The 23,208-nt window shown below is 70.7% G+C and carries 20 protein-coding genes and 1 tRNA gene; 5 read left to right on the forward strand and 16 right to left on the reverse strand.

The features are described from left to right. Positions 1 to 167: 167 nt before the first annotated feature. A complete protein-coding gene (locus D8Y23_RS04605) occupies positions 168 to 1,685 on the reverse strand; it encodes a sensor histidine kinase (RefSeq protein ID WP_128216999.1) in 1,518 nt (505 codons plus the stop codon). After that, on the reverse strand, positions 1,682 to 2,404 hold the full coding sequence (locus tag D8Y23_RS04610) for a response regulator transcription factor (protein ID WP_128217000.1): 723 nt from the start codon (positions 2,402 to 2,404) through the stop codon (positions 1,682 to 1,684). The genes D8Y23_RS04605 and D8Y23_RS04610 overlap by 4 nt, the downstream gene beginning before the upstream one ends. 154 nt (positions 2,405 to 2,558) lie before the next feature. Between D8Y23_RS04610 and D8Y23_RS04615 the strand changes: the two genes are divergently transcribed. Beyond that, the gene (locus D8Y23_RS04615; protein WP_128217001.1) at positions 2,559 to 4,025 is read left to right on the forward strand and encodes an ABC transporter permease; all 1,467 of its coding nucleotides are present in this window, start codon (positions 2,559 to 2,561) and stop codon (positions 4,023 to 4,025) included. A gap of 28 nt (positions 4,026 to 4,053) precedes the next feature. After that, positions 4,054 to 4,779 carry an ABC transporter ATP-binding protein gene (locus D8Y23_RS04620; protein WP_240663782.1) on the forward strand — a complete coding sequence of 242 codons (726 nt, stop codon included), beginning with the start codon at positions 4,054 to 4,056 and terminating at the stop codon, positions 4,777 to 4,779. 92 nt (positions 4,780 to 4,871) lie between these two features. Here the strand turns inward: D8Y23_RS04620 and D8Y23_RS04625 are convergent, their stop codons facing one another. Together D8Y23_RS04625 and D8Y23_RS04630 are read right to left on the reverse strand one after the other, a co-directional pair. After that, a complete protein-coding gene (locus D8Y23_RS04625; RefSeq protein WP_128217002.1) occupies positions 4,872 to 5,570 on the reverse strand; it encodes a hypothetical protein in 699 nt (232 codons plus the stop codon). Between the two features lie 100 nt (positions 5,571 to 5,670). Then, entirely contained in the window at positions 5,671 to 6,714 is a 1,044-nt protein-coding gene (locus D8Y23_RS04630; protein ID WP_128217003.1) for a sodium:calcium antiporter, read from the reverse strand. A gap of 163 nt (positions 6,715 to 6,877) precedes the next feature. Between D8Y23_RS04630 and D8Y23_RS04635 the strand changes: the two genes are divergently transcribed. Together D8Y23_RS04635 and D8Y23_RS04640 are read left to right on the forward strand one after the other, a co-directional pair. Then, on the forward strand, positions 6,878 to 8,464 hold the full coding sequence (locus tag D8Y23_RS04635) for a molybdopterin-dependent oxidoreductase (RefSeq protein WP_128217004.1): 1,587 nt from the start codon (positions 6,878 to 6,880) through the stop codon (positions 8,462 to 8,464). A gap of 117 nt (positions 8,465 to 8,581) precedes the next feature. After that, complete coding sequence (locus D8Y23_RS04640) at positions 8,582 to 9,697, forward strand: sensor histidine kinase (RefSeq protein WP_240663783.1); 1,116 nt, start codon at positions 8,582 to 8,584, stop codon at positions 9,695 to 9,697. Here D8Y23_RS04640 and D8Y23_RS04645 read toward each other — a convergent pair. The 12 genes from D8Y23_RS04645 to D8Y23_RS04700 form a co-directional block, all read right to left on the reverse strand. Then, positions 9,681 to 10,256: an isochorismatase family protein gene (locus D8Y23_RS04645; protein WP_128217006.1), complete on the reverse strand. Its 576-nt coding sequence runs from the start codon at positions 10,254 to 10,256 to the stop codon at positions 9,681 to 9,683. The two genes, D8Y23_RS04640 and D8Y23_RS04645, sit on opposite strands and share 17 nt — an antisense overlap. A 37-nt stretch (positions 10,257 to 10,293) precedes the next feature. Further along, a complete protein-coding gene (locus D8Y23_RS04650; protein WP_128217007.1) occupies positions 10,294 to 10,689 on the reverse strand; it encodes a hypothetical protein in 396 nt (131 codons plus the stop codon). A 149-nt stretch (positions 10,690 to 10,838) separates the two neighbouring features. Further along, a tRNA-Thr gene (locus tag D8Y23_RS04655) sits at positions 10,839 to 10,914 on the reverse strand. Positions 10,915 to 10,985: 71 nt separating this feature from the next. Beyond that, positions 10,986 to 11,651, reverse strand: coding sequence for a deoxyribose-phosphate aldolase (gene deoC / locus D8Y23_RS04660; protein ID WP_128217008.1), 666 nt, complete (start codon positions 11,649 to 11,651; stop codon positions 10,986 to 10,988). Positions 11,652 to 11,711: 60 nt separating this feature from the next. Then, positions 11,712 to 13,256, reverse strand: coding sequence for an alpha/beta hydrolase (locus D8Y23_RS04665; protein ID WP_240663786.1), 1,545 nt, complete (start codon positions 13,254 to 13,256; stop codon positions 11,712 to 11,714). Continuing rightward, positions 13,253 to 14,428, reverse strand: coding sequence for a DNA polymerase III subunit delta' (locus D8Y23_RS04670; RefSeq protein WP_128217009.1), 1,176 nt, complete (start codon positions 14,426 to 14,428; stop codon positions 13,253 to 13,255). Before D8Y23_RS04670 ends, D8Y23_RS04665 begins: the two co-directional genes overlap by 4 nt. An 83-nt stretch (positions 14,429 to 14,511) precedes the next feature. After that, entirely contained in the window at positions 14,512 to 15,186 is a 675-nt protein-coding gene (gene tmk, locus D8Y23_RS04675) for a dTMP kinase (RefSeq protein ID WP_128217010.1), read from the reverse strand. Next, a complete protein-coding gene (gene topA / locus D8Y23_RS04680) occupies positions 15,183 to 17,891 on the reverse strand; it encodes a type I DNA topoisomerase (RefSeq protein WP_128217048.1) in 2,709 nt (902 codons plus the stop codon). Before topA ends, tmk begins: the two co-directional genes overlap by 4 nt. Before the next feature lie 389 nt (positions 17,892 to 18,280). Beyond that, entirely contained in the window at positions 18,281 to 18,613 is a 333-nt protein-coding gene (locus D8Y23_RS04685; protein ID WP_128217011.1) for a TadE family type IV pilus minor pilin, read from the reverse strand. Next, positions 18,610 to 18,840 (reverse strand): DUF4244 domain-containing protein, encoded by a 231-nt coding sequence (locus D8Y23_RS04690; protein ID WP_128217012.1) that lies wholly within the window; start codon positions 18,838 to 18,840, stop codon positions 18,610 to 18,612. Before D8Y23_RS04690 ends, D8Y23_RS04685 begins: the two co-directional genes overlap by 4 nt. A 26-nt stretch (positions 18,841 to 18,866) precedes the next feature. Continuing rightward, on the reverse strand, positions 18,867 to 19,757 hold the full coding sequence (locus D8Y23_RS04695) for a type II secretion system F family protein (RefSeq protein WP_240663787.1): 891 nt from the start codon (positions 19,755 to 19,757) through the stop codon (positions 18,867 to 18,869). After that, positions 19,754 to 20,695, reverse strand: a complete 942-nt coding sequence (locus D8Y23_RS04700; protein ID WP_128217013.1) for a TadA family conjugal transfer-associated ATPase — start codon at positions 20,693 to 20,695, stop codon at positions 19,754 to 19,756. The genes D8Y23_RS04695 and D8Y23_RS04700 overlap by 4 nt, the downstream gene beginning before the upstream one ends. Before the next feature lie 470 nt (positions 20,696 to 21,165). Between D8Y23_RS04700 and acs the strand changes: the two genes are divergently transcribed. Next, positions 21,166 to 23,133 (forward strand): acetate--CoA ligase, encoded by a 1,968-nt coding sequence (gene acs / locus D8Y23_RS04705; RefSeq protein ID WP_128217014.1) that lies wholly within the window; start codon positions 21,166 to 21,168, stop codon positions 23,131 to 23,133. Positions 23,134 to 23,208 lie beyond the last annotated feature (75 nt).

A 23,208-nucleotide genomic window follows, 5' to 3' on the forward strand; every position in this document is an offset into this window, starting at 1 on the left:
GGGGGGGGTCTCCTGGGCTCGGCGGGGGATTTCCGACGGTAAGGATGGGCGACTCTACCCGGGCTAATCGTTCTTATGGATGGGCTGGGAAACCGACGGCGGTTGTGGTGGGGGCACGACGTGATCGACGACGAATGCCGTCGTCACGGCCGAGGAGAGCCCCGAACTCAGAGCCCCGCGTTATGCTCGGAGCGAAGTGCGGGCAGCCGTACCGTGAACGTCGTCCGTCCCGGGCGGCTGCGGACCTCGAGCGAACCACCGTGCGCGAGCACGATCGCTTGCGCGATCGAGAGCCCCAGTCCCGTGCTCCCCGCCTCGCGATTGCGCGCTCGATCCCCCCGGGCGAACCGCTCGAAGAGAGTGTCGGCGACGACCGGGTCGATGCCGGGTCCGTCGTCGGTCACGCTCAGCACGGCGTGGTCGCCGTCGCGCCGGATCGCGGTCGTCACGACGGTCCCGGGCGGCGTGTGGGTGTGCGCGTTGCGCAGCAGATTGGCGACCACTTGACGCAGGCGGTCCTCGTCGCCGGGAACGGTCAACGGATCGTCGGATGCCACGTCCAGCCTCCACTCGCGCCCCCGATCGACGGCCTGGGCATCGCTCACCGCGTCGACCGCGACCAGGGGTAGCTCCACATCGTCCACGCGCAACCCCTGCCCCGCATCGAGCCGGGCGAGCAGGAGGAGGTCCTCGACGAGCATCGTCATGCGCCGGGCCTCGGCTTCGATGCGCTCGAGCGAACGCCGCTGAGTCGACGACATCGGCTCGGGATCGGTCAGCGTCAACTGCGCGTACCCGCGCACACTGGCCAGAGGGGTCCGCAGTTCGTGGCTGGCATCCGCGATGAACCGTCGCAGCTCGTTCTCGCTGTGCGCCCGCGCGGCGAGCGCGGCCTGGACGTGTCCGAGCAGGCCGTTCAGTGAGGCACCGACCCGTCCGACTTCTGTGCGAGGGTCTGTATCCGCCTCGGCGACCCGGTCGGGGATGTCGACGTCGCCGCGGCCGAGCGAGAGTTCCGACACCCGCTGCGCGACGGCGGCCACACGGTCCAGCGGACGCAGAGTCCGGCGGACGAACAAGGACAACCCCGCGACCGCCAGGAGAAGCGTCACCGCACCGACCGCGACGAGGATCGTCGTCAGCGCGGACGTCGTCGCGGCCGAGTCCGCGAGCGAGATTCCCGAGAAGACGGTCGAACCGTTGATGTCGCGCGCAGCGACGCGGAACGCGCCGAGGTCTCCCCCGATGTCTGCGGTGACGGGTACCCCGTCGGTCGGCACATCCGCCCGGAGGATCGCGATCTGGGCCTCCGAGAGCGCCACCACGGTTCCATCCGACCGCGTGTAGCCGGAAACCTGTGCGCTGCCGTCCCCGGTGACGATGAGCTGCAGGGAGCCCACGCGCGGGGACGGACCCCGACCCACCGACCCGCCCGTGCTGCTCGAAGGGTGGGGCGCGGGGGTGGCGGACCCGCCGCCGTCGGTGTCGGAGGACTGCCCGTGCCCGCCGCCTCGCGGTCCTCCCACGATCATCAGGCCGCCCTGCACCTGCTCGTCGAGGCGGTCGTAGACGAAGGCGCGGAGCGCCGCGACGGTGGCGACGCTCATGATCAGGAGGGCGACCGCGACCAGGGCGCTCGCGCCGATCACGAGCGCCTTCTGCAGCGTCAGCGGCTGGCGGATCATGAGGACTTGATGGTGTATCCGACACCGCGCACGGTGTGAATCAACGGCTCTCTCCGGGCATCGATCTTCCGCCGCAGGTACGAGATGTAGATCTCGACCACCCCGCTGCTGCCGCCGAAGTCGTACCCCCACACGGTGTCGAGGATCTGCGTCTTGCTCACGACCCGTCTCGTGTTCTGCATCAGGTACCGCAGCAGCTCGAACTCCTTCGCGGTGAGTCTGATCGCCACCCCGGCACGCTGGACCTCGTAGGCGTCCTCGTCGAGCGTGAGGTCTCCCACCCGCAGGAGGCTGTCCGCGTCCGCCGCAGCGGCCACGTGCCGTCGGGCCATTCCGCGCAGGCGCAGCACGACCTCCTCGAGGTTGAAGGGCTTCGTGACGTAGTCGTCCCCGCCTGCCGCGATCCCGGCGATGCGGTCCTCCACGGCATCCTTGGCCGTCAGGAAGAGCACCGGCGCATCGTTGCCCGAGGCGCGGATGCGGGTGAGCAGCTCGACCCCGTCGATGCCGGGCATCATGACGTCCAGGACCAGAAGGTCGGGTTCGAACTCGCGGATGATGTCGAGCGCCTCGCGTCCGTTCGTCGCCGATCGCACGTGCCACCCCTGGTTCGTCAAGGCCATGCGGAGCAGCTCGCCGAGGTTCACCTCGTCGTCGACGACGAGGGCGCGCACGGGAGAGCCATCGGGGCGGGTCAGCGGGGGCCGTGGGGCGGACATGTGCCTCAGCATGCCGTGTCGATCACGGATCGGCAGGCGTTCGGTGCCGATCCGGCCAGCCCCATACGCGCTTCATAGCAACGGTGAGGGTTCGGTGAGGTCGCCGTCCCTACTTTCGGGGCGACGGCCGCACCTCGCGCCGGGAAGGAGAACCATGTACTGGACGTACCTGCGGCGCGAACTCGCCGGCCGCACGAAACAGACCGTGATCGTCGCCGTCGGCCTGGCCGTCGCGATCGCACTGGTGATCGTCGTCAATGCCCTCTCGGCCGGCGTGCGTGACGCTCAGGCCCAGGCGCTGTCGTCGGTGTACGGCGTCGGAACCGACCTGACGGTGACGGGCGCGCAGACGGAACCCGGCGAGGGCGGCGGCCCGCGGTTCGACTTCGGCGCCGACGACGGATCGACCCAGGACGGCACGACCTCCCTGAGTCAGTCGCGTCTGATGACCGACTTCCTCCGCGGAACCCTGGATGCCACGACCGTCACGACCGTGGCCGGACTCGACGACGTGACCGCCGCCACCGGCGCCCTGTCGCTCACGAACACCACGTTCACCGGCGAGGTGCCCGACCGCAGCGCGATGTCCGAGACCGACGGCGCCCAGGGCGGCGGCATGGGCGAGCCCCCGGCGGGGGGACCGGGCGGGGACGGCGGGAGCGCGTTCGGCATCGATTCGTTCAGCGTGCTCGGTGTCGATCCCGCCGCGACCGTGGGGCCGCTCACCTCCGTCACGGTCTCGGAGGGGCGGGCCCTCACCGCCTCGGACACGGGCACGAATGTCGCGGTGGTCGATGCGACTTACGCCACGAGCAACACCCTGACCGTCGGCGGAACCCTCGACGTGGGAGGCACTGCGGTGCAGATCGTCGGCATCGTCTCCTCCGCCTCCGCCGAGGCCGACACCGCCGCCAACGTCTACCTTCCGCTCGACGTCGCCCAGACGCTCGCGGGCGTGGGCGACGTCGTCTCGACGGTGTACGTGCAGGCCACCTCCGCGGATGCCATCGACGCGGTGCAGAGCGAGATCGCCACCGCGCTGCCCGACGCGACCGTGAGCTCGCAGTCCGATCTCGCCTCGACGGTCTCGGGCTCGCTCTCGAGCGCGTCCGCCCTGATCACGAACCTCGGCACGTGGCTGTCCATCGTCGTGCTGGCGGTCGCCGTGGCCCTCGCGGTGCTGTTCACGCTCTCGGGCGTCGCCCGCCGCACGCGGGAGTTCGGCACGCTCAAGGCGATCGGTTGGTCCAACGGCCGTGTCGTCCGACAGGTCGCCGGAGAGTCGCTCGTCCAGGGGCTCATCGGGGGCGCGGCGGGGCTGATCCTGGGACTCGGCGGCATCCTTCTCGTCAACGTCATTTCGCCCACGATCTCGGTCGCCGCCTCCTCCACGGACGCGACAGGCCCCGCCGGTCAGGGTGGCCCGGGCCGGGGACGCCCCGGCGGCTTCGGCCAGGCGGCGGCGCAGGCCACCGACATCGTCCTCCACGCGCCCGTCACGCCCACCATCGTCGTCGCGGCGGTCGGCATCGCCGTCCTCGGCGGCGTCCTCGCCGGCACCTTCGGTGGCTGGCGCGCCGCACGACTCAGCCCCGCTGCCGCCCTTCGCGCCGTCGCATGACCGGCATCCTCACCCGATCGGAGACATCATGACCATGACAGCCGCTTCCTCCACCGCCGACCCCGCGGCGCGCGCAACCGCCTACCGCCTCACCGGTGTCACCCGCACCTATCGACAACGCGAGCGCGAGGTGACCGCGCTCGCGGGAATCGACCTCGAGATCGCCGCCGGCGACTTCGTGACCATCCAGGGGCCGACCGGCGGAGGCAAATCCACTCTCCTGCAGATGCTCGGCGCGCTCGACCGCCCCACGTCGGGGAACGTCCGCCTCAGCGACCTCGACATCGCCGAGGCGTCGAACGCCCAGCTCGGTCGGGTCCGTGCCGCACAGATCGGGTTCGTGTTCCAGGGCTTCAACCTCATCCCCACCCTCACCGCGGCCGAGAACGTCGACATGGGCCTCGAGCCTCTGGGCCTGTCCCGCGACGAGCGGAAGCGGCGGGTCACCGACGCTCTCGCGCGCGTGGGACTCGCCGACCGGCACGACCACCGCCCCGGCGAGCTGTCCGGAGGGCAGCAGCAGCGCGTCGCCATCGCCCGGGCCGTGGCCAAGCAGCCCACGGTGCTCCTCGCCGATGAGCCGACCGGTAACCTCGACGAGCACATGCGCGACGAGATCCTCGACGTCCTCGACGCGCTCAACGCCGAGGGGCTCACGCTCGTCGTCGTGACGCACGACTCGGCCGTGGCGCGGCGCGCCCGCCGGCGACTGCGTCTCGCGAAGGGTCTGATCACCGACATCACACGCGAATGACCCTGCGCGGCTGCCGGTGGCGTCCGCGCCCCGGCAGCCGCGCTCTCGTCGGCCGCATGATGTCTTTCACGGAGCGCCCGTGATCGGTGCCGTCACCTCACGGGCACGAGCGCGAACCCAAAGCACGTGAGAGCGACAGCGGCGAGGACGCCCGCGTAGAGCCAACGGTGGTCCGTGCGAGCCAGCCGCGCGTAGATGCGGTTCACCGTGGTCGCCGCCGAGGGGAACAGCGTCCAGGCACCGGCCAGGCCGGCGAAGGGGGCGGCGAGAGCCGCGAGGAACACCGCGAACGCGGCGAGCCGGAGAGCGGGATCGGCCGACAGACCCTCGGTCACCCGACCGGTCATGTACATGATGGGCAGTGTCGTGAAGCCGACCACCGAGCACGCGAGACCGAGGGCGACGTAGCTCCACGGGCGCGTTCGCGGAGCGGCTGCTGCGGGCCGGGGCGCGCGGGCCGGCGCGCGCATCTTCCACACGACGACCGACGCGGCACCGACGAGGAAGAGCGCCCCGGCGATGGCATCCACTCGGGCGTCACGGACGGCCGCGGACGCGCGCTCCTCGGCCGCGGAGACCAGCGCGGTCGGGTCGAATGTCTGCAGCAGGAAGTACAGCGCGGTCGCTCCCAGGGCCAGCCCCACGATCATGCCGCCGATGCGCGACGCGATACGGGTGTTCTGCGCCAGCACGTTCGTCGTCGCCGCGTACAGCGCCGGATTCAGCCCGAGACTGAGCCCCAGTCCGACGAGGGTCGACAGCGCCGCGGCCCAGCGAGCGACATCGGTCACGGCGGGCTCCTCTCGCGCAGGCGGGTCGGATGCCACGGGCGAATGCCTCACAGCGTAGCGGCGACCGTTCGTCCGCTAGGGAGGGACTCCGCGGCGGTGGTCAGGACGAGACGGCGAACAGACCGATCATGCCGAGCGCGTACAGGGCGAGCACGATGAACGAGTCCACACCCATGCCGATGATGCGCCGCTGGGGCCGGAAGATGAGGCCGACGACGTAGACGAGCGTCAGCAGGGCCGCCAGAGCCGTCAGGTAGATGTCGGCCGCGTTCGCCCGGGGCAGCACCGCGGAGCCCGAGATCAGGGTCGCCACGAGGAACAGCACCGGAAGGAAAGCGTTCCCGCCGAAGATGTCGCTGATGGCGAGATTGTCATCGCCCTGCCGGATGGCCCGCAGACCAGTGGAGATCTCGGGAAGCGACGTCGCGAGCGCCAGCACCGTCGCACCGAACAGCACGCCGGACAGTCCGATCTGCGAGGCCGCCGCGTCTCCCGCGCGCTCGAGCACGACACCCGCGACGAGGGTGGCGAGGGCTGCGATCGAGAAGACGACCGCCGCCTTCTTCGTGCTCATGCTGGTGCCGCCGCTCTTCTTCGGCTTCGCCGTCGCTTCGGGCGCTCGGCCGTCCTCATGCCAGGGAAGGTGCGATCCCGCCCGCTGCACCAGGATCAGCCCGACCACCCAGAGGGCTGCGATCAGCACGACGTCGGGGGTGAGGTGGAGGAGTTCGAGCCCGTCGGGCAACTGACTTCCCGCGATGACGACCGCGAGGACGGCGATCACGACAAGCCCCTCCAGCACGAGGGTCAACGACGCCGCGCGATAGGTGAGCGGCTTCACCCCACGGCCCCGTTTCCCGAATGCGTCGAGGATGACGAGCACCACCGTCTGCAGGGCGATGCCGCCGAGGATGTTGCCGACCGCGGCATCGAGGTTGCCCGACACGGCGGCCGACACGGTGATGGCGATCTCGGGCAGGTTCGTGGCGACGGCCAGGACGATGAGCCCGCCGAGGGCACTGCCCAGGTGCAGCCGCGCGTCGAGGACGTCCGTCGCCTTCGACAGCTGGATTCCCGCGACCCACACCACCGCGGCGGCCGCGACGAAGATGACGACGATGAGAGCGAAGGGCAAGGAATCCACGGGCTCACTAGACCTCCGGGAGGACGGACGACGCCTCCACTTGCGGCGCGGTCGTGCGGGGCCTACACACGACCGACCGCGGACGGCATCCGTTCCCCCTCCCGCTCCGAACAATCCGTTGATGGCGGTGCTTCGTGCGTCGTCGACGAGGAAGAGGGATGCCATGACCACCGACACCGCGACCCGCACCGACGAGCCGACGACCGTCCGGCGTCCGCGGGGGTGGTTCTGGGCGTCTCTGGCGGGGCTCGTCTCGGCCGCCGCGCTGCTGGCCGTCGCCGAGCTGTTCGCCGTGCTCGTCGCGCGGTCCGCGAGCCCCGTGCTCGCGGTCGGATCGTTCATCGTCGACATCGTGCCGCGCCCGCTCAAGGAGTTCGCGATCACGGTCTTCGGCGAGTCGGACAAGATCGCCCTGCTCGTCGGCGTCGGGCTCGGCGCCGCGGTCGCAGCCGCCGTCGCCGGGGTGCTGCAGTACCGGTTCCGCCCGGTCGGCGCGATCTTGCTGGGCGTGGGCGGCGCGCTCGCGACCGCCGCGATCATCACGCGCGCGGGCGCCGGGGCTCTCGCCTGGTTGCCCCCCGTGCTCGGCACGGTGGCCGGCGTGGTGCTCCTGGTGTTCCTCGTGCGGCGCCTGCGTCGCTGGGACGCCGCGGCGGCGGGGGACGATGCTGCCGCCGCTGGCGTGAACCGCCGCGGGTTCTTCCTGCTTTCGGGTATCGCCGCCGCCACCGCCGTCGTCGTGGGCGTGGGCGCACGCGTCGTCAACGCGGCCACGGCGTCGGTCGCCGCGGCACGCGACGCGCTGCGCCTTCCGGCCGTGCGCAGCACCGTCGCCGTTCCCGAGGGTGCGTCGCTCGACGTGCCCGGTCTCGCGCCGATCATCACCCCCAACGCCGACTTCTACCGCGTCGACACGGCCCTGACCGTGCCCAATGTCGACCCCTCCACGTGGCGCCTCAGCATCGACGGCATGGTCGACACTCCGATCGAGCTGAGCTTCGACGATCTCGTCAACATGGGTCTCGACGAGTACGGCGTGACCCTGACCTGCGTCTCGAACGAGGTGGGCGGCGGACTCGTGGGCAACGCCATCTGGACCGGCATCCCCATCCGCGACGTCCTGCGCATGGCGGGGCCGCAGTCCGACGCCGACATGGTGCTCTCCGAGAGCGTCGACGGCTACACGGCATCCACTCCCCTGTCGTCGCTGACGGACGACGGACTGGATGCCATCTTCGCCGTGGCGATGAACGGCGAACCGCTGCCGTTCGAACACGGGTTCCCGGTGCGCATGGTCGTGCCCGGTCTGTACGGCTACGTGTCGGCGACGAAGTGGGTCACCAAGCTCACGGTCACGCGCTTCGACCAGGACGAGGCCTATTGGACGCCCCGCGGTTACTCGGCGGAGGCGCCGATCAAGATGTCGTCGCGCGTGGACACACCGAAGATCGGCACCCCGGTGCCGGCCGGACGAGTGCCCATCGCCGGGATGGCGTGGGCGCAGCCGATCGGTGTGCAGACCGTCGAGGTCAGCATCGACGACGGCGAATGGCAGCAGGCGACGCTGTCGACGCCGATCAATGACCAGTCCTGGGTGCAGTGGGTGCTGGAGTGGGACGCCCAGCCGGGGGCGCACTACATCACGGTCCGCGCGACCGACAAGCAGGGCAACGTGCAGATCCAGGAGCCGGCCGCGATCGCGCCGAACGGGTCGAGCGGCTGGCAGCGCACGCTCGTCACCGTCAGCTGACGTTGCGCGAACCGTCCCAGGATGCGCCGATGTCAAGCGGCCGTCTTGCCGGAGGCGCGGCGGGCATGATCGGACCATGCCTTCAGCAAGCATTTCTCCCGTCATCGGCCGGCGCGCGTGAGCGTGACCGAAGACAACGCGTCGCCGTTCTCGTCCGCACGACCGCCGACCGACGCGGGACGCCCCATCGTTAGCATGCGCCGCACTCTTCCGACGGACTGGGACGGACAGGTCGATCAGTTCGCGATCGTCAAGCTCGACGGCGGCGGCTTCGTCCGCGGGTGGAACATCGGCGCCGAACTGATCAAGGGCTACGCCGCGGAGGAGATCGTGGGCGAGCATTTCTCGCGGTTCTACCGCGAGGAGGATCGACGCCGCGGTCTCCCGAACCGCCTTCTCGCCGACGCCCAGCGCGACGGGCACGTCGAAGACATCGGTTGGCGCGTGCGCAAGGACGGCGCCGAGTTCTGGGCCCGCGTGACCATCTCGGCGATCCGCAGCGAATCCGGGACGGTGCTGGGGTTCGTGAAGATCGTGCGCGACCTCACCAGCGAGAAGCAGACGGCCGACGAGCAGGCGGCGCTCCAGCGGACCTTCGCGCACGACCTGCTCTCCCCCGTCACCGCGCTGCGCGGCTACCTCGATCTCCTCGCCGATGAGCTGTCGCCCGACCACCGCCTCCTTCAGCTGGCCGGCGAGGCGAGCGACCACCTCGTCGCGATGGCGCAAGCTCTCATGGCGGACGCGAACGCACGCCCCGAACGCGGACGCCGACGCGTCACCATGGACCTCATCGCGCGGGGAGCCGTCGCCCTCGTCCTGCCCGGCGACACCCCCGACCGGGTGGCGTTCGGTCGGATGGATGCCATCCCGGTCGAGGGCGACGTGCTGGGCCTCCGCCGCGCCGTCGCCAACGTGCTCGAGAACGCCGCCAAGTACTCCGACGATGTCATCGACGTCCAGGTCTACGAGACCGACGAAGGAGCGACGCTCTCCGTGCGCGACCGGGGTCGTGGCATCCATCCCGACGACCTGCGGGCGGTGCTGGAGGAGGGCGAGCGGGGGCGCTTGGCCGACCCGCGCGACGGCGGCAGCGGCATCGGACTCGCCAGCGTGCGGCACGTCGTGGGCGCGCACGGGGGACGGTTGCGGATTGCGAGCGACCTCGGCGTGGGGACGACCGTGACCCTCACGATCCCCCGTGCGGACGACGAGCTCACGCCGAGCGAGTGAGGCGTGCCCCGGCCGTTTCGATCTCGGCCAGAGCCGCCGCGCTCGAGTCGGGGTGCACCCCGGCGATGAGATCCGTCAGCACGCGCACCGTCCGCCCGGCCCGGAGTGCGTCGAGTGCCGACGCACGGACGCAGTAGTCGGTCGCGATCCCGACCACGTCGATGTCGCGGATGCCGTGCTCGTCGAGGATGCCGGCGGCGGTACGACCGTCGTCGGTCACCCCTTCGAACAGCGAGTAGGCGGGCTTGCCCTGGCCCTTCTTGAGATGGTGAGTGACCCGGCGGGTGTCGAACACCTCGTCGTACTCGGCGCCGAACGTACCGCCCACGCAGTGCACGGGCCAGGTGTCGACGAAATCCGGCTCAGCGGAGAAGTGCCCGCCGTTGTCGTCGTCACCGTGGTGCCAGTCGCGCGACGCGACGACGATCGCGTAGTCGTCGGCGTGCGCGTCGAGGTACCGCGAGATGCGCGCGGCGACCTCATCGCCCCCGACGACCCCGAGAGCGCCACGCTCGGTGAAATCGTTCTGAACGTCGACGATGAACAGGGCCCGGCTCATGCTTCGAGCCTACGCGCGGCCGCGGACACCGGGCCCGTCACCCCTGCGTGAACAGCAGAACGATCGAAACGGCGAACGCGACCACGCCGAGGCCGAGGACTCCCGCAGCCAGGAGGGCGACGAACCGCACCACCGGCGACGTCTGCGTCAACCGCATGCGATGCGACGAGCCCCGCCGGGCGAAGATGTCCGCCATGTCGGCCGAGCCGATCCGCGCGTCGTCGTGCGACGACAGCGGAGCCTCGTTGACTCCCCCGTGCTCGTCGAACCAGCGGACCACCCGATGACCGTCGACGTCTTCCACGACCGCCCGCACGGGCACCCAGGTACCGTCGGCGACATAGAGGATGAGGGCGGCCACGGCCAGGAGGATGCCGACCCCCAAGCCCACCCACGTGAAGAGCTCGATGACGACATCGAGGACGTTCGACACGGTGGCTCCTGCGGGCGGGGCGGCGATCTCCGCGCCGCAGCGCGACGGGAGGCTTCAGCCTATCGGGCGGGCGAGCATCCTCCCGCCGCGCCGTGACGCCGGGGCGAGGAACACGAAAGGCCCGGGAGAACCCGGGCCTTTCGTCGTGCTGGAGCCGCCTAAGGGAATCGAACCCTTGACCTATTCATTACGAGTGAATCGCTCTGCCGTCTGAGCTAAGGCGGCGCGCGCCGCTGACGCGTGCACGATCATCGATCTTACATGCTCCGCGGGCCACCCGACGAATCGGCGTCGGCTCAGTAGTCGCCGCTGGCGGACCGGTCGGCGAGGATGTCACGGCTCGACGACAGCCCCAGACGGGTCGCGCCGGCGGCGATCATTTCCTCGGCCGCCGCGCGCGTGCGGATGCCGCCGGACGCCTTGACCTCGGCGCGGTCACCGACCGTGCGCTTCATGAGCTCGACCGCGTGGACGCTCGCGCCGCCGGCGGGGTGGAATCCCGTCGAGGTCTTGACGAAGTCGGCCCCGGCCGCCACGGCGGCGGTGCACACGGCTACGATCGCCTCGTCGGAGAGCGCCGCGGACTCGATGATGACCTTGAGCACGGTCGGGGCGGGAACGGCCGTGCGCACGGCACGGATCTCGGCCTCGACGACCTCGTAACGGCCCTCGATCGCCGCGCCGATGTCGATGACCATGTCGATCTCGTCGGCACCCTGGGCGACCGACAGCGCCGCTTCCGCAGCCTTGACCTCCGCGTGGTGCTTGCCGCTCGGGAACCCGCAGACGACCGCGACCTTGAGCCCCTCGGGCACCTGCACCGGGAGGAACGACGGCGACAGGCACACGCTGTACGTGCCGAGTTCGGCGGCGTCGGCGATCGTGCGCTCGACGTCGGCGCGGGTCGCCTCGGGCTTGAGCAGAGTGTGGTCGATGTAGGCGGCCAGGTCGGGCGTGGTCATGGTGCTCCTTCGGGCGGGGACGACGACAAGCCTACGTTCCGACCGCGACGCACGGGGGCCTCAGCCGCAGCGGAGCCCGTCCTCGGGCACGGTTCCGTCGACGAGGTAGGCGTCGACCGCGTCGGTGACGCACGTGTTGCCCTTGTTGTACCCCAGGTGGCCCTCTCCGACGTTCGTGACGAGGACACCCTGCGAGAGCTGCGACGCGAGAGCCTGTGCGCCCTCGTAGGGAGTCGCCGGGTCGCCGGTGGTCCCGATCACGACGATCGGCGGGGAACCGGGTGCGGTGATCGCCTGGCGCACACCGGTGGGCGGCACGGGCCACGCGGCGCACGGGTCGCCCCCACCGGTCCAGTAGGGCGCGACGACGGGGGCCGCGGCATTCAGCTGCTCTTGCAACGCGGCGAGGTCGGCATCCGTCCCCTCGTCGGGGTAGTCCATGCAGTTGTAGGCGACGAACGCTTCCATCGTGTTGCCGTCGTAGGTGTCGCCCATGCGGCCGGTGTAGAAGTCGGCGAGCTGGAACGCGACGTCGGCGCGGCCGTTGACGGCGTCCGTGAGGGCGGATCGCAGGTAGGGCCAGCTTTCTTCGCTGTAGAGCGCCGCGGTGATGGCCGTCATGAGGGTGTCGCCGCCGAGCTGACGGCCATCCGAGGCGGTGATCGGGCGGGCGTCGACTCGCGCCAGGAGTGCGGACAGGTCGGACATGGCGTTGTCGACGCTGCCTGCGAAGGGGCACTCGTCGGTGCTCAGGCAGTCGGCCATGAAGGCGCGCATCGAATCCTCGAATCCGACGGCCTGCCGGAGCGACGTGTCCGAGCCCGAGACGGTCGGGTCGATGCCGCCGTCGAGCACCATGCGACCGACGCGCTCGGGGAACAGCCCCGCGTACGTGGCTCCGAGGAACGTGCCGTACGAAAAGCCCAGGTAATTCAGCTTCGGGTCTCCGAGCACCGCACGCAGCACGTCCATGTCGCGCGCGGAGTTGTCTGTCGTGATGTAGGGCAGAATGCCATCGCTGCGCGCTTGGCAGGCGTTCGCGAAGTCGGCGGCGCGCCGGTCGAGGGCGGCCTGCCGTTCGTCGCTGCCGCGCGCACCCGGCGGGATGTCGTAGAGGTAGGCGTCGAGCTCGGGAGGGTCGTAGCAGGTGACCGCGGTGGACTCCCCCACCCCGCGCGGGTCGAAGCCGATGACGTCGTACGCCTCGGTGAGCTCGTCGTCGACGAGGATCGACAGCGCCTGCTTCATCAACGAAACGCCCGCTGCTCCCGGACCGCCGGGGTTGGTCAGGAGCGAACCGATCGGCGCACCGGAGGTCGCGCGGTGCCGGGCGACCGCGAGCTCGAGATCGCCCGCGCTCGGGTCGGCGTAGTCGCGGGGAACCGTGACGGTGGTGCAGTCGAGGCCCGTGCCGCACTCCTCCCAGTCGAGGCTCTGGCCGTAGTAGGGCAGCAACTCGGCCGAGACCCCGTCGGTCTGGGGTGCGAGCGACGCTCCGCCCCCGGGTGCCATTGGCGGGATCTGGGCGTAGAGGCATCCGGATAGGGCGACGGCGAGTGCCGCGACTCCGGCCACGGCGGTGACGATCCGCCGACGCAGGCTCACGGTGCGGATCCGTTCGCCACGGTGATGAGCAGGCTCTCGAGGGCGAGCAGCGGTGCGGCGTTCTGCTCGAGATTGCGGCGGGTGTCGGTGATCCGATCGAGGACGCCCAGGGTGCGGGCCGGGGTCCATTCGGCGGCCAGGGAGCGCAGGTCGTCGATCCTTTCGGCGTTGACGAGGTCGCCGTCGCGCCCGTACTGCAGCATGACGACGTCGCGGAAGAGCGACTGGAGGTCGGTGAGGACGCGATCGATGCCGTCTCGGAGGCTGCGGGTGGCCCGGCGCTTCTGGTCGTCTTCCAGGGCATTGAGCTGCCCGCGGACGCTCGGCGGGACCGCGGCCCCCTCGGCCACGCCCAGGGTGCGCAGCAGACTGCGCCGCTCCTCTTCGTCGCGGGTGGCGGTGAGCGCTTTCGCGTCGTCGGTGGCGAGACGCACGATCCGCCCCGCGACCTCGACGGCGTCGCTGATGCCGCGGACGGCGAGCACGGCGGACAGCGTCTCGGCGCGGCGGGCGCGGGCGTCGTCGTCGGTGGCGAGGCGCTGCGCCATGCCGATGTGGCGTTGGGCATGGCGGGCGGACTCTTCGGCGACGTCGGCGGGGACGCCGGTGCGTTCGACGATGAGCGAGGCCACGTCGGCGACCGACGGTTCGCGCAGCCGCAGGACCCGTACGCGCGAACGGATCGTGGGCAGTAGGTCGGCGTCGCTCGGTGCGCACAGCACCCACACGGTCTGCTCGGGCGGTTCTTCGAGCGCTTTCAGCAGGACGTTCGAGGTGCGCTCGGCCATGCGGTCGGCGTCTTCGACGACGATGACACGGTGCCGCCCGAGGGACGGGGCGAACGACGCGCGCTCGACGAGGCGACGGGCCTCGTCGATGCGGATCACGACCTGCTCGGTCCGCAGCGCGGTGAGGTCGGGATGGGTGCGGGCGAGCACCTGGCGCTGGGCGGCTTCGTCGCCCGGGTCGGCGATGAGCGCAGCGGCGAACGCGTAGGCGAGGGTCGAGCGCCCGGAGCCGGGCGGCCCGGTGATGAGCCAGGCGTGCGCGAGGGCCGCGGGGTCGGCAGCGGCGGCGCGGAGCGTCTCGACGGCCTCGGTCTGCCCCCACACGGCGTCCCACGGGAAGGGCGCGGCGGCGGTCTGCGCGAGGGAGTCCACGGCGGCCGACATGGGTTCCACCCTAATCGCGGCCGCCGACACGGCCGCTGTCGATCGGCTGGGCGTCGGCCGTGTCGACGGGCCCGGCGGATGGTTCAGGAGAGGCGGGATGCCACGGCCTCCCGCACGCGTTCGGCCAGGGCCGCGGCGGGTTCGGTGGCATCCAGGACGAGGAAACGGTCGGGTTCGGCGTCGGCGAGGGCCAGGAACGCGGCCCGCACGCGTTCGTGGAACTCGGCCTTCTCTGCTTCGAGCCGATCGAACGGCTTGTCGTCGGCGTCGAGGCGCGCGCGTGCGGACGCCGGGTCGAGGTCGAGAAGGACGGTGAGGTCGGGCAGGAGCCCGCCGGTGGCCCAGAGCGATAGCTCGCGGACGTCGTCGGCGTCGAGGACGCGGCCGGCACCCTGGTACGCGACGGACGAGTCGAGGTACCTGTCCTGGATGACGATGTCGCCGCGGGCGATCGCGGGCTGCACCACGGTGTCGACGTGGTGGGCGCGGTCGGCGGCATAGAGCAGAGCTTCCGCGCGGGGGGCGATGTGTCCGCGGTGGTGCAGGACGATGTCGCGGATGCGGATGCCGACGTCGGTGCCGCCGGGTTCGCGTGTCCGGACGATCTCGCGGCCCTGCGCCTGCAGCCATTCTTCGAGGAGCGCCGCCTGGGTGGTCTTGCCGGCGCCGTCGCCTCCCTCGAACGTGAGGAAGAGGCCGGGGCCCCCGGCCGTCGCCGCGCGGGGGGCGTGCGGCGGACGGGGGGCGTCGGCGGTCACGACTTCTTCGCCGGGGCCTTGCGCGTGGTCGTCGTCTTCTTCGCCGCGGTGCGCTTGGGGGCGGGGCCCTTGGCGCGCTTGTCGGCGATGAGTTCGACGGCACGCTCGAAGGTGATGGCCATCGCGTCTTCGCCGCGCGGCACCGTGGCGTTGGTCTCGCCGTCGGTGACGTACGGCCCGAAACGGCCGTCCTTGAGCTTGATCGGCTTGCCGCTGACGGGGTCGGCCTCGAACTCCTTCAGGGCGCTCGACGCACGGCGGGCGCCGTACTTCGGCTCGGCGTACTTGGCGAGGGCGTCTTCGAGGGTGATGTCGAAGATCTCCGTCTCGGAGTCGAGCGACCGCGAGTCGGTGCCCTTCTTCAGGTAGGGACCGAAGCGCCCGTTCTGCGCCGTGATCTCCTCGCCCGTCGCGGGGTCGGCGCCGACGACGCGGGGCAGCGACAGCAGCTGCAGCGCGGTGTCGAGGTCGATGGTGTCGACCGACATCGAGCGGAAGAGCGAGGCCGTGCGGGGCTTGGGCGCGGCCTCCTTCTTGGCGCCGCGCTTCTTCGGCGCTTCCACGACCTCACCGGTGGCCTGGTCGACCTCCTCGGGCTCCTCGGCCTCGACTTCCTGCACGTACGGACCGAAACGACCGTCCTTGACGACCACGAGCTTGCCGTTCTCGGGGTTCTCGCCGAGCACACGGTCGCCGGCGACGGGCGCGTCGATCAGCTCCTGTGCCTTCTCGGGCGTCAGTTCGTCGGGCGCGAGGTCCTCGGGGATGTTGACGATGCGGGGCTTCGCGTCCTCGGGGGCACCGGGCTCGGTGACCTCGAGGTAGGGGCCGTACTTGCCGAAGCGGAGGGTGGCGGTGTCGGTGATGCGCGTCGAGTTCAGTTCGCGCGCGTCGATCTCGCCGAGGTTCTCGACGATGTGGCGGAGGCCCACCTGCTTCTCCGAGCCGAAGTAGAAGGCCTTGAGCCATTCGGTGCGACGCTGCTCGCCGCGGGCGATGGCATCCAGGTCGTCTTCGAGGGCGGCGGTGAAGTCGTAGTCGACGAGGTCGGCGAAGTGCTGTTCGAGCAGTCGCACGACGCTGAACGCGAGCCAGCTCGGAACGAGCGCCTGGCCGCGCTTGGTGACGTAGCCGCGGTCGAGGATCACGCCGATGATGCTGGCGAAGGTCGACGGGCGGCCGATGCCCTTCTCTTCGAGCGCCTTGACGAGGCTGGCTTCGGTGTAGCGCGGCTTCGGCGAGGTGCTGTGCCCCTTGGGCTCGACGTCGCTGATCGCGAGTTCGTCACCGACGGCGACGACCGGCAGCGACTGATCGGCGTCGTCGTCGTTGCGCTTCTCGTCGTTGCCCTCTTCGTAGGCCTCAAGGAATCCCTTGAAGGTGTAGACGGTGCCCGAGGCGGTGAACTCGGCCTGCTTCTCCCCCGCCTGGACGGCAAGGGTGACCGTGGTGGTCTCGTACTTGGCATCCGACATCTGGCTGGCGACGGTGCGCTTCCAGATGAGGTCGTACAGCTTCTGCTCGTCGCGGTCGAGCGAGGACGCCAGCGACGCGGGCGTGCGGAAGTGCTCCCCCGAGGGGCGGATGGCCTCGTGCGCCTCCTGCGCGTTCTTCGACTTGCTCTTGTACACGCGCGGGTTGGCCGGCACGGCCTTGTCGCCGTACAGCGCCACCGCCTGCTCGCGCGCGGCCTTGATGGCCTGCCCCGAGAGCGCGGTGGAGTCGGTACGCATATAGGTGATGAAGCCCTTTTCGTACAGACGCTGCGCGACGCCCATGGCGTGCTTGGCGCTCATCGAGAGCTTGCGTCCGGCCTCCTGCTGCAGGGTGGAGGTGGTGAAGGGGGCGCGGGGGCTGCGGGTGCCGGGCTTGGCCTCGACCTTGGCGACGGTGGCCTTGGCCGCGGCGACGATGTCGGCGGCGAGCGCGCGAGCCTCGGCCTCGTCGAGGACGACGACGGCCTTCTTGAGCTTTCCGTTGTCGTCATAGTCGCCACCGCGGGCGAGCGGCGCGCCGTCGAGGCGGTTCAGACGCGTCGTGAAGGACGAGCCCGACTTGGATGCCAGCGCCTCGACGTCCCAGTACGTGGCGGAGACGAACGCCATGCGCTCGCGTTCGCGCTCGACGACCATGCGGGTGGCGGCGGACTGCACGCGGCCCGCGCTGAGCGCGGTGCCCTCGCGGCCCGAGCCGACCTTGCGCCAGAGCACCGGCGACACGTCCCAGCCGTAGAGGCGGTCGAGGACGCGGCGGGTCTCCTGCGCGTCGACGAGCGACTCGTCGAGGTCGCGGGTGTGGTGGACGGCGTCCTGGATGGCGTCCTTGGTGATCTCGTGGAACACCATGCGGCGGACGGGGACCTTGGGCTTGAGGACCTCGCGCAGGTGCCACGCGATGGCTTCGCCTTCGCGGTCACCATCAGTTGCAAGCAGGACTTCGTCGGCGGACTTCAGGGCGCGCTTGAGCTCGGCGACCGTCTTGGTCTTGCGGTCGTTGACGACGTAGTAGGGGTCGAAGTCGTTCTCGACGTCGATGGAGTACTTGCCGTACGCCGCCTTCTTGTCGGCCGGGATCTCCTTCTTGGAGGCGAGGTCGCGAATATGCCCGACCGAGCTGAGCACCTCGTAACCATCGCCGAGGTATCCCTGGATCGACTTCATCTTCGTCGGGGACTCGACGATGACGAGCTTCTTGCCGTTTGCCACTGGGGTCCTTTCTTCGTTGCACACCATACACACGCCTCCCTGTCCGGGTTCCGGGAGGTCGTGCGCCGTCGAGACATCGGGTGGCCCCGCGCGGGAGCGTGCAACGAACGGAATCCCACCGTACGCGCTGCCGACCGTGACCGTGGCGATGAGGCCGTCGACATCGCATTCGCGCAGGTTCACGCCGCCTGCCTCCGCCACGGCGGCGGCCGCCTCGCACGGCACACCGGTGACCGCGCCGCTGACGGTGTCGGCGGCCGCGAGGGCCGCGGCATCCGCGATCCCGGCGATGCGCTGCGCCTGGACCGCCGCACCTGCCGCGACGGCCAGCCCCAGCGCGGCCACCGAGACCGCGACCACGACACCGACCGCTGCGGCGGCGCCCGCCATCAGGCGCCCCCGTCGAGCGCGCACGCCCGCGCGGTGAGCGGGCCGACGGGCAGCGGAATCGGCGCGGGAGCGGAGACATCGACGCAGACGAGGGAGTCGACTCGATCGAGGGCGACCGTCGCACCGACCTCCGAAACCACTCGGCGCGCGCGATCATCGTCGCCGCGGCCGAACAGCCGTGCGGACTCCGCCGCGACGTGCTGCAGCCGAACCGCCGCCGCGCCCGCGGACAGCGCGCCGACACCGAGCGTCAGGACCAGCAGGATCGCGGGCAGGGCCACGGCGAACTCCGCCGTGACCGCTCCGCGATCGTTGAGGACGATGCGCCTCACTGCACCGTCAGCGCGCGCCGGACGAGGTCGGTGAGGATACCGCGCACCTCGTCGGACCGCATGATGACGACGAGAAGGCCGGCGAACGCCACGGCAGCCATCGTGGCGATGGCGTACTCGGCGGTAGCGGCCCCGCGGTCGTCGATGAACAAGCGGGCTGCGCCACGCGAGGTGAGCGGCGGCAGCGGGGAGAGAGTGAGGGCGGACCCTCGGGAGAAGACGGACATGGGACTCCTATTTCTTGGTGACGGATTCAGAGGGGAAGAACGGTGGATCGAACGACGCCGAGGACGGCGGGAACGACCGCGAGGAGAAGAAACGCCGGCAGCGTGCAGACGCCCAGGGGAACGAGCAGACGCGTCGACAACCGCGCCGCGCGATGCCGCCCGTCCGTCCGGGCGCGCTGACGTTCGAGCCACGCCTCTCCCCTCAGCAGTTCGACCGCAGGCGCTCCGGTGCGCATCGAGAGCTCGAGGGCCGCGTCCACCCCCGCGGGAATTCGGGCGGTCGTGGTTCGCGAGTGATGTTCGACCGCCAGTGTCCGCGCTCGCTCCACGGACGCACCGGACGACAGGGCGACCGCGACGAGTTCGGCATACCATCCGGGGAGATCATCAGCGGGTCGAGCGCGACGAGCGAGACGGCGGGTCCATGCCCGGGAGACGCCGACGAGCAGGATTCCGGCCGCGAGCGCCCCGGCACCGATGGGCTCTCCCGCGGCCCGGATCGGATCGACGCCGAGAACGACGCCCAGGGGCACGCCGACGAGGGGCAACCAGGTCAGCAGCCGCGCGGTGGCCACGGGTTCGGCGAGCGCCACGGTGATCTCGGCACGGACCTCGAGCGCGTCGCGGAGGGCGGCGATGGCAGAGCGCAGAGTGTCCGCGAGGGGTGCCCCGACCGCGACGGCGACCGCCCACGCGGCCGCGATGTCGGACCACGCGCCTCTCCCGGAGCGGAGTGCGGCGGCGACGTCGCCCCCGTTCTCGGCGGCGCGCGCCGCCTCACGCAGAAGAGGGTCGCCGCCGTGAGCGAGATGACGCCACGCCGCCGGCGCCGCCACCCCCGCGGACAGCAGCACGGCGAGGCGCATCACCGTTTCGATGGCCGTCGCATCGGCGGTGTCTCGCGTGGTCGCCGTCACGCGCGCCGCTCCTCGTCGATCACGAGCCGCTCGTCCCGCAGCACGGGCCGTCCGATGCCGACGACCCGACGTCGACCGCCGACGCGCTGAACGTGGACGACGGCATGCACGGCGCTGACCGCCTGGCGCGCGAGTGCCGTGGCATCCATTCCGGCCAGCGCTCCCAGCGCCTCGAGGCGCGCCGGGACCTCAGCGAGTCCTCGGGCGTGCAGGGTGCCCGCCCCGCCGTCGTGTCCGGTGTTCAGCGCGAGGAGCAGCTCACGGATCTCGGCGCCTCGGCACTCCCCGACCACGAGGCGGTCCGGGCGCATGCGGAGAGCCTCGCGCACGAGACGAGACAGCTCTATGCCGCCCACGCCCTCGAGGTTGGCCTGACGCGCTTCCAGTGCGACGTGGTGAGGGTGGCGAGGACGCAGTTCCGCGACCTCTTCGACCGTGAGGATGCGTTCCGTGGCGGGCACTCGCGAGAGCAGCGCCGAGAGCAGAGTGGTCTTCCCCGCGCCGGTCGCCCCGGTGATGAGGACATTCGACCGTTCGTCGACGAGGACTTCGAGGTGGTGGCGGATCGCTCCGCCGAACATCCCCGTCGCCGCCAGCTCGTCGAGGTCGGGAGAATCCCAGCGGGGAACGCGGATCGAGATCGCCGTGCCGCGAGTCGCCAACGGTGCCAGGACCGCGTGCACCCGCACTCCGCGCTCGAGACGCACGTCGACGCACGGCGTCGCGTCGTCGAGGTGACGACCGCCGAGCGCGATCAGCCGCACCGCGAGGCCGCGCACTTCGGCCTCGGTCGCCCTCCACGACGGCACGCGTTCGGCCCCCTCACCACGGTCGATGAACAGACCGTGCTCTCCGTTGACGAACACGTCGCTGACGGTCGGATCATCGAGGAAAGGACGGAGGAACGCGAGGGCCGGGTCGGCCCAAGCCGACGGCATTCCCGCAGGCGAGGGATGCGTCCGAACGGGGGAACCCGTGACGGGGAGAAGGAGAGGCGAGGTCACGCCGACGACGGTACGAAAGTCGCTGGCGGCCGCGCCGGGCCGAACGCCCCATCCGTGGAACAGTCCGCGACTTCGCGGCCTGGGGAGGAACCGACGGCCCGCCGAACGGGCCCGGAGAAAGAGGGGGCGGCATCCCGTCAATGGGGGGCGAGGGATGCCGCCACGCGCCGGGGAAAAATTGGGGGGCTCCCCCCGACGCGCTGCCGGAAACGATGTTCGGGCAGATACCAGACTAACCGCCCCTCGAGGGAGGAGGAACGGAATGCCTCGAAAAGCAAGCGATATATCAGGTGCGTCGCGCTCGGGCGGATGCCAACTATCGGAGGTAACCGCCGCGAGCGCCGGAAGGATAGCGTGACCGTGGCGCAAGGACGCGCCGTGCCTCGACCGCGAAGGAGCGCCAGATGAGCAGCCAGATCGATCATCTCCTCACCGAGACCCGCCGTTTCGCCCCGTCGGCGGAATTCGCCGCCCACGCCGTCGCCGACGCGAGTCTGTACGAGCGCGCCGCGGTCGACCGCGAGGGCTTCTGGGCCGATCAGGCGCGCGCACTGTACTGGCACACGCCGTTCACGACCGTGCTCGACTGGTCGAACCCTCCGTTCGCCGAGTGGTTCGCCGACGGCGAACTGAACGTCGCCTACAACTGCCTCGACCGCCACGTCGAAGCCGGAAACGGCGACCGCATCGCTCTGCGCTGGGAGGGCGAGCCCGGCGATCAGCGCAACGTGACGTACGCCGAGCTCACCGACGAGGTGAAGCGCCTCGCCAACGTGCTGCAGGACCTCGGGATCGAGCGCGGCGACCGCGTCGCGATCTACCTGCCGATGATCCCCGAGGCGATCGCATCCATGCTCGCCGTCGCCCGCATCGGCGCCGTCCACTCGGTCGTCTTCGGCGGCTTCTCGGCCGACAGCCTCCGCTCCCGCATCGACGACGCCGGCGCCAAGCTCGTCATCACCGCCGACGGCGGGTGGCGCAAGGGGAAGGTCTCCCCCCTCAAGCCCGCGGTCGACCAAGCCCTGGCGGACCGCAACGGGTCCGGCATCCAAGAGACCGTCGAGCACGTGCTCGTGGTCAAGCGCGGCGAGAACGACGTCGAGTGGACCGACGACCGCGACATCTGGTGGCACGACGTCGTGCCGCAGGCCTCCGGCGAGCACGAGGCCGAGGCCTTCCCTGCCGAGAACCCGCTGTTCATCCTCTACACCTCGGGCACGACCGGAAAGCCGAAGGGGATCCTCCACACCTCGGGCGGCTACCTCACGCAGGCGGCCTTCACCAACCGGGTCGTGCACGACGTGCACCCCGAAACCGACGTCTACTGGTGCACCGCCGACATCGGCTGGATCACCGGTCACACCTACGTGACGTACGGCCCGCTCGCCAACGGCGCGACGCAACTCCTCTATGAAGGCACCCCCGACACCCCGCACCCGGGCCGGTGGTGGGAACTCATCCAGAACCACGGCGTCACGGTCTTCTACACCGCTCCCACCGCGATCCGCTCGTTCATGAAGATCGGCCGCGACGTGCCGCAGAGCTTCGACCTGTCGTCGCTGCGCCTGCTCGGATCGGTCGGCGAACCCATCAACCCCGAGGCGTGGATCTGGTACCGCGACATCATCGGCGGCGACCGCGCCCCGATCGTCGACACATGGTGGCAGACCGAGACCGGCGCGATCATGATCTCGGCCCTCCCCGGTGTGACCGAGACCAAGCCCGGATCGGCGCAGGTGCCGCTTCCCGGCATCTCGATCGACGTCGTCGACGACGCCGGTGAGCCCGTGGGCCACGGCAACGGCGGACTCCTCGTCATCACCGAGCCCTGGCCGTCGATGCTGCGCGGCATCTGGGGCGACCCCGACCGCTACGTCGAGACGTACTGGCAGAAGTTCGCCGACAAGGGCTACTACTTCGCCGGCGACGGCGCGCGTCTCGACGACGACGGCGACGTGTGGCTGCTGGGCCGCGTCGACGACGTCATGAACGTCTCGGGCCACCGCCTCTCCACCGCCGAGATCGAGTCGGCGCTCGTCGGACACGAGGGTGTCGCCGAGGCCGCCGTCGTCGGAGCCTCCGACGAGACCACCGGCCAGGCGGTGGTCGCCTTCGTCATCATGAAGAGCCGCTACATGAAGAAGAACGGCGTCGACGGGCTCGGCGACGTGCTCCGCCGGTGGGTCGGCGAGCAGATCGGCCCGATCGCCCGCCCGCGCGACGTCTACATCGTGGGCGAGCTGCCCAAGACCCGCTCCGGCAAGATCATGCGGCGCCTGCTCCGCGATGTCGCCGAGGGCCGCGAGGTCGGCGACACGACCACCCTCGCCGACACGGCGGTCATGAGCGTCATCAGCGCCCAGGTGAAGTGACCCGGAAGGATCGTGGATGCCGGGGGTCTCGGCATCCACGATCCTGTGCACTCTTCGCGTCGATGTATACCGAAG

Source organism: Microbacterium enclense (genome assembly GCF_004022425.1).
Classification (GTDB): domain Bacteria; phylum Actinomycetota; class Actinomycetes; order Actinomycetales; family Microbacteriaceae; genus Microbacterium; species Microbacterium enclense_A.

What these genes read in the sequence shown, in the direction of transcription:
- D8Y23_RS04605 (WP_128216999.1), bottom strand. Translation starts at nt 1,685, where the DNA reads ATGATCCGCCAGCCGCTGACGCTGCAGAAGGCGCTCGTGATCGGCGCG.
- D8Y23_RS04610 (WP_128217000.1), bottom strand. Translation starts at nt 2,404, where the DNA reads ATGTCCGCCCCACGGCCCCCGCTGACCCGCCCCGATGGCTCTCCCGTG.
- D8Y23_RS04615 (WP_128217001.1), top strand. Translation starts at nt 2,559, where the DNA reads ATGTACTGGACGTACCTGCGGCGCGAACTCGCCGGCCGCACGAAACAG.
- D8Y23_RS04620 (WP_240663782.1), top strand. Translation starts at nt 4,054, where the DNA reads ATGACCATGACAGCCGCTTCCTCCACCGCCGACCCCGCGGCGCGCGCA.
- D8Y23_RS04635 (WP_128217004.1), top strand. Translation starts at nt 6,878, where the DNA reads ATGACCACCGACACCGCGACCCGCACCGACGAGCCGACGACCGTCCGG.
- D8Y23_RS04645 (WP_128217006.1), bottom strand. Translation starts at nt 10,256, where the DNA reads ATGAGCCGGGCCCTGTTCATCGTCGACGTTCAGAACGATTTCACCGAG.
- deoC (WP_128217008.1), bottom strand. Translation starts at nt 11,651, where the DNA reads ATGACCACGCCCGACCTGGCCGCCTACATCGACCACACTCTGCTCAAG.
- D8Y23_RS04670 (WP_128217009.1), bottom strand. Translation starts at nt 14,428, where the DNA reads ATGTCGGCCGCCGTGGACTCCCTCGCGCAGACCGCCGCCGCGCCCTTC.
- D8Y23_RS04690 (WP_128217012.1), bottom strand. Translation starts at nt 18,840, where the DNA reads ATGTCCGTCTTCTCCCGAGGGTCCGCCCTCACTCTCTCCCCGCTGCCG.
- D8Y23_RS04700 (WP_128217013.1), bottom strand. Translation starts at nt 20,695, where the DNA reads ATGCCGTCGGCTTGGGCCGACCCGGCCCTCGCGTTCCTCCGTCCTTTC.
- acs (WP_128217014.1), top strand. Translation starts at nt 21,166, where the DNA reads ATGAGCAGCCAGATCGATCATCTCCTCACCGAGACCCGCCGTTTCGCC.